4 protein-coding genes are annotated in these 6,129 nt (G+C 36.4%); 3 read left to right on the top strand and 1 reads right to left on the bottom strand.

All coding sequences use genetic code 11. The annotated features are described in order from the left end of the window. Both AACW45_RS38330 and AACW45_RS38325 read left to right on the top strand, forming a co-directional pair. On the top strand, nucleotides 1–892 hold an 892-nt coding region (locus AACW45_RS38330), incomplete at its 5' end, for an effector-associated domain EAD1-containing protein (protein ID WP_190638254.1). A gap of 98 nt (nucleotides 893–990) precedes the next feature. Then, the gene (locus AACW45_RS38325) at nucleotides 991–2,499 is read left to right on the top strand and encodes an NACHT domain-containing protein (RefSeq protein ID WP_190638253.1); all 1,509 of its coding nucleotides are present in this window, start codon (nucleotides 991–993) and stop codon (nucleotides 2,497–2,499) included. Between the two features lie 1,353 nt (nucleotides 2,500–3,852). Here AACW45_RS38325 and AACW45_RS38320 read toward each other — a convergent pair. Then, complete coding sequence (locus AACW45_RS38320; RefSeq protein ID WP_190638251.1) at nucleotides 3,853–5,049, bottom strand: GUN4 domain-containing protein; 1,197 nt, start codon at nucleotides 5,047–5,049, stop codon at nucleotides 3,853–3,855. A 272-nt stretch (nucleotides 5,050–5,321) separates the two neighbouring features. Here AACW45_RS38320 and AACW45_RS38315 point away from each other — a divergent pair, with 272 nt between their 5' ends. Beyond that, nucleotides 5,322–5,465, top strand: a complete 144-nt coding sequence (locus AACW45_RS38315) for a type I restriction enzyme endonuclease domain-containing protein (protein WP_313933831.1) — start codon at nucleotides 5,322–5,324, stop codon at nucleotides 5,463–5,465. Nucleotides 5,466–6,129 lie beyond the last annotated feature (664 nt).

The raw sequence follows: 6,129 nt of genomic DNA, 5'->3' as shown, positions 1-6,129 counted from the left end.
TTTATCAGGTCAAAAACGTAAAGAACTACAATTGGCTTTGATTGATGCTTTTCCTAATATGGCATCCTTAGAGCAAATGTTGGCATTTGAATTAGATAAAAGTCTAAGAGCAATTGCTGGTGAAGGAAGTTTACAAGATATTGTTTATAAATTAATACAAACAGCAGAAGCTCAGGGATGGGTTGAAGATTTAGTTCGTGGTGCGCGTGAATCAAACCCTGGAAACCCAAAACTGAGGGCTATCGCTGGAGACATCTTGCTAAACCATAAACCAGAAGCCTCTCCTGTTTCTTTACATAACATTCCCCAACAACAAACTAATCAGCAGCAGAAAATTTTGATTCTAACAGCAATTCCCCACGGGCTGCGTTTAGATAAAGAGATTCGAGAAATTGAAGAAGCTATACGAAGAGCTACAAATCGAGATTTATTTGAAATTAAAGTGAGAACTGCTGTACGTCCTCAAGATATTCGCAGAGCTATCGCGGAAGAACAGCCTCAAATTGTTCATTTTTGTGGACATGGTTTACAAGATGGCAGCTTGCTATTAGAGGATGATGGGGGAAATAACAAACCTGTCTCTCCAGAGGGGTTGGCATCACTATTTAAGTTACACGCTGATTATGTCAACTGTGTGCTGCTCAATGCTTGTCATTCAGAAAAAACTGCTATAGCAATTAGCCAATACATCAACTATGCAATCGGCATGAATCAACCCATTGAGGACAAAGCAGCGATTGCATTTGCTCAAGGCTTTTATGATGGGCTGGGTTACAAAAAATCAGGCAATCAAGATGTTTTTCAAAGAGCCTTTGATGAAGCTATGGTTGCCATTCAAATGGAAAATATTTCGCAACAGGGTATACCAGTTTTAAAAAAAAAGATGATTTAACCCCTGGAAACCCAGAACTGAATGAGTATTACTCTTGGTTAATTAATGAATGCAACAGATATCAAACAGAAGGATTTAGCCCAATTGCTAGGCTAACATTGTCAAATGTATTTGTACCACTAAAGATTTCTGCTGAGTATCCAGATAAAGCAAAAAAAGAAATAATTCCTTTGTCGGGTGATAATACAAATTCAGAAGAAGAAGTACTAACAATTTGGAATTTCCTGAAACAGAATAGAAATATAGTACTGCTAGGGACATCAGGTTCAGGAAAAACAACCCTCTTAAAGTATTTAACGTTCGTATACGCAAGTAAGGAACAGAAAAAGTACTGTGAACAAGCCCCAGAGCTAATTCCAGTCCTGTTGTTAATAAGAGAAGTGTCCCAAAAAATAGTCAATAATAAACCACTGTTAGACTTAATTTCTGAGCAAGCAGAAAAGTACATTGAAGAAGAAAATCAGCTTCAATCGCTATCGCAATGGTTTCAGCAAGAATTAAAGAAAGGTAGATGTTTAATAATGCTGGATGGCTTGGATGAAGTAGCAGATGATCAAGAGCGTGAAAAAGTTGTCAATTGGATAAAGGAACAAACAGAAGAATATGATCAAAATAGTTTCATCTTAACTTCTCGACCAGTAGCTTTACCAGATGCGTATTCTAAAGAAGTAGATATATTCCTAGAAGTAAAACCATTTAATGATAAGCAAGTTCCCCACTTTATTCGGAATTGGTATTCTGAAATGGGGCGTAAAACTAGTATCAATGAGACACAAGCACAAGAAAAGGCTGAAAATTTGATAAGACAGATAGAAGATAGCTCTTCATTAAAAGCAATGGCAGTGAATCCATTGTTCTTGACAATGATTTGTACGGTTCACCATAAGAATAGGACATTGCCTGAAAAACCAGTTGACCTTTATAAGGTGATATTAGAGGTTTTACTAGAAAAGCCTCAAAAATTGGGAGTTCATTTAAGCCTCGACGACAAGCAATCTGTACTGCAAATACTAGCACTAAAACTAATGCAGAAGAAGTCTACTTCCTTTGATATGTCTGAAGGAATCGAGTGGATTATAGAGCAGTTAGTAAGCATTGAAAGCAATGATGTCACACTTTTAATTCAGTATTTCTGTAATATTGGGTTGATAGTAGAAGATAAACAACAATACCAATTTTGTCACTTAATTTTCCAACAATTTTTAGCAGCTCAAAGTCTAATAAAAACTAGTAATTTTAGCTTATTTTGGGAAAATATTTTAAATTCATGGTGGGAGGAAACGTGTCTATTATACTTAGTTTCTCGTGGAACAAAAATTGTGTTAGAGGTTGCATCTAGAGAGTATACGGAATTTTATATTGAGTTCTTTAAGTTCTTTGTTCAGGGTAAAAAATCTTCTTTAATTTCCCATGAATCGGGTGAGTGTGGCAGTAGAAAAATAAATCAAATATTTAAGGAGATAGATGAATATAGAGATGAAAAACAATGGAAAGGTGTGTTAGGTTTGGGGATGAAGTTGTATGTTAGGGTATGGAGTAAGAGTTGGGTGGACGGGATAAGGGGAATTAGGTTGTTTTTGTTAATGGAGAAAATAAAGGGAGAATAGTGTGTAATAAAAGTAATTAAAAAAGAGATGTTATGACTGTAACATATCATGAGTTCAGCCTTTAGAAAAATTTTTTACCTTAAGCACTTTCTACGAAAACATAACCATTTCAGTAATTCCGATACCTGTAGCGACCTGCAATACTAATCGCTCAAACCTGCAATCAAGACATTTACAAACCAGGATTATCTGCAACTATAATTGTGCTTCAGCCAGGATTATCTGCAACTGAGCCAGGATTTTGGTTCTTGGCAACTTTTGGTGATCTTGGTTGGGACAAGGCAGAAGGCAGACGGCAGAGGGCAGAAGGAAGGAGGAAGAAAAAATTCCCACAATTGAAGCAGTGCAAGAATTATAGAACATCTGCATCACAAGAAAGCCGTAAGCGATCGTCCCTTGAAGTCACAAATCCCACGCCCGGATAAGAAAACGTTTTAAAACCTTCTGCCTTCTGCCTCCAGCATAGCTGCCTTAAAGTGCGTAACCTTTCATCATCACCAAAATCTGACAAGAACCACATTATCCTTTAAGTGACACCTTAAGGGCTGTAATGCTCATTCTTCCGTTAGGTGATCGCAACCCTAATTAAACAATCGGAATCATAACATTGCCGGAAACTAAAAATGGAACGATAAACTTTGTGACTTAAAGGAAATGTTTGCCGCAATGGCAAGCTTTTACTTTAATTTGATTGCGGCTTCTTGATACTTTAAACAGTATCTAGTAGTCTATGAAACAAAAATTGCTGTAAATCTGATAAAATTCTCAATCATTTAGTATAATTATTTACAATATGGTCAATGAACAAGCGGCTTACTTTTAGTTCAATTCTGAACAAGCGGCAGAATTTTACTTTAAAGAGTGGAGAAAACTCACTGTCTCCCTGGATGGCGATCGCAACCGAAATAGTTCAGTTTTAACTAAAATGTTGCCATGAGTTCAAAACTTAGGTAAAAGCTTGCCGTTTGTTCTGAACACTTTTTCAGTAAATATGCTTGGTTTAAGGAAGTTTGATAATAATTCCAGCCATTTTTACCCTATAAACCAACAGGCTACTGTCTAAAGTATGAGATTACCGGAGTGAAATTAAAGTAAAAGCTTGCCGTTGCGGCAAAGAATTCCTTTAAGTCACAAACTTGCCAAAACAGGGTACTTCAAAACTTCATTTTTAGGTTAATGCATTTCAATGCATTAACCTCGAATATAGAGCCTGTAAGGATTTGAGACATTGGAAGCATAAGGTTGCTGAAGTTAATTGGAAGCATAAGCGTGCCAAAACGGCAATATTATCCTTCCAACGACAACTGCCTGTTTGCGGTTTGAAGCGTTTATGTTTGCAGTTCGCTACATTTATCAACGAGATTCATTGTTGGAATTAAATACTTTCCATCTCCATTCGAGTGCATTTTTATTAGGTCGGTATTTTTCATTTTTTGGTAATTTAAGATATTTATCTTTTATCTCATCGCAATAACTGCTGTCGCCCAAACGACGAGCAAGATATATTTTATAAGTTTCTGGCTCAATTGCTATCAAATTTAGGTCAAAGAGTGTATGTATGTCTGCCCTAAGAAGCAATCCATTGGAAATATCATTATCTTCAGTTTTACAATAAGGTATGATATGGGCGGCCTCTAAAGCTTGTTCAGCATCACAACCTGTAATAGCGCAACAATTATCATAAGCTATCTGTAGCCCTTCCCGAAATTTAGGTTGTCCTCTCCTTTGAGCAATTGACTTTAAAATTTGCTTTTGAGCTATTTCTTTATTTTCAGGAGTGTAGTAATTTTCATTATTTAATAAATAAATTTCATTATAAAGTTCTTCGGAGGTTTTAATAAATATTTTGCTATATTCTGTTATTAAGCTCTCTATACTACTCTGAGTTTGACCAAAAGTATAATTACAAGTATTTTTTTTATTTAAAAAACAAGTTTGTAAATAATTGAAAAATGAATTAATAATATGAATACCATCCTGATTATGGCATAAATAATTATGGAAATGATAAAGATATATATCCCTTATTATAGATTTGTCAAATAATCTTTTGTCTTTATAATTTAAAACCCCAGTGTTTCCAAAAAGTAAATTAAACTTCAAAGTTGCTCTTTTTGCTTGAATAGTAATTCCCCAACGAGGAAAAAAACCGCTTGGTAATTCTTCATAATATAAATTTTTAGTGCAATCTACCCAGTCATCATAATCTTTGCCACGCCAACCAAAAAGTTTTGATAAGGCTATGAAGATGTTGTATTCATTTTTTGCGAAAGTAGTATCTTTAGAAATCTCTTCTAAGTATTTTTCAACTTGGATAGTAAAACCAAATTTATTGTTACTGTAACGCATCCAGAGTTCATCAATAATTTGGAAAAATTCACAAGGAATTTTACTTATATTCTCTTTGCTAAGGCTTTTACATACCAAAATTTCATACTCTGCTTTGCCCGAAGCTTTGACAATTAACCTTGCGGTTTCATCATCAGCTTTTAGCCATTCCTTCGCTGCAAGTAATTCACGTAATTTCGTATATTCTTTCTCTTCAGTCATATAACGTTACGGTTCAAACTGCATTGGTCAGTAACTTGTCAATAATTTTTCTTGCCCGTTCTTCTGGTTTCATTGCGGTGTAATTTTATGCCCAAACTAATTCTCTCCTCTGATACAGAGAAGCGCAAGCAAAAATATATACTGCTAATCAAGTTTTAACATTAGTTTCTCTAATTCCAATGTGCTGCGTGAGGTTTGATTAAGTTCCGCTTTAGGCGATCGCCCGCGACTTAGTCCAAACCATCCGCAACAATGTCACGATTGACTGGACTGTGAAAGAAAGTGTTAAGGCTAATCTGCGGAGGTTGGTTAAACGCCTACTGCGGAAATATGGTTATCCACCAGAGAAGCAGGAGAAGGCGACGGTGACGGTGCTGCAACAGGCGGAGTTATTGTGTAGAGATTGGGCTGCGTAGCAAGGGGGCGATCGCAAATTCCGGCGCTCTTAATAAATAGCGATTCCCAAGGTTGGGAAAGTAATGGACACCTGATGCTGTAGCGAGTAGAGACGTTAGTTATTAATTTCATCAAACTTCTGCACCTTCGTCAAACCAGGACTAAGCTTCTCCACCAATTCATAAAATTGCGGGCTTGCGATTATCGTAACTTTCAATGGGGGGCTAACCCCATTGGCTTATTTTATACCAAGTGCTGCATAATGGTCTCTGCCACTCATTACCTCTGAACCAATAATCATTCGCAAGAAATTACCCTGGCGCTGAATGTACTTGTTAAAGGTTCTCCTCCTGAAAAACTTGCGTATTTCAGTAAATTCCTAATAAAATAGTCAAAAAAAAGACAAATTCGTCCTAGTTATGCACATTAGTATCGTGGATGACCTCAACAAACGATTTCATGCAGCTTGCGCCCTATGGGGGGTGAAGATGAGTCAGGTTGTGGCAGAACTCCGAAGAGCAGTGTTTACAAGCTAATAATGCTTCTACATCTGCCGACTTGAAAAGATGATAGGTATCTACGTCCAATTCCAATGGCGCAGCTTTGTTATAGGTAATGCAATTTCATGAAAAACTCTATTGTTATAAGTGTCTAATATGTTATCTGATGAGCAACGACGTAGGT

This window comes from Calothrix sp. FACHB-168, assembly GCF_963889195.1.
GTDB classification, from domain to species: Bacteria; Cyanobacteriota; Cyanobacteriia; order Cyanobacteriales; family Nostocaceae; genus Aulosira; species Aulosira anomala_A.
This window is presented reverse-complemented; position numbering and strand designations above follow the sequence as displayed.

Bases quoted from the DNA above. Each gene is read 5' to 3' on its own strand.
- AACW45_RS38320 (WP_190638251.1), bottom strand. From the start codon at position 5,049: ATGACTGAAGAGAAAGAATATACGAAATTACGTGAATTACTTGCAGCG.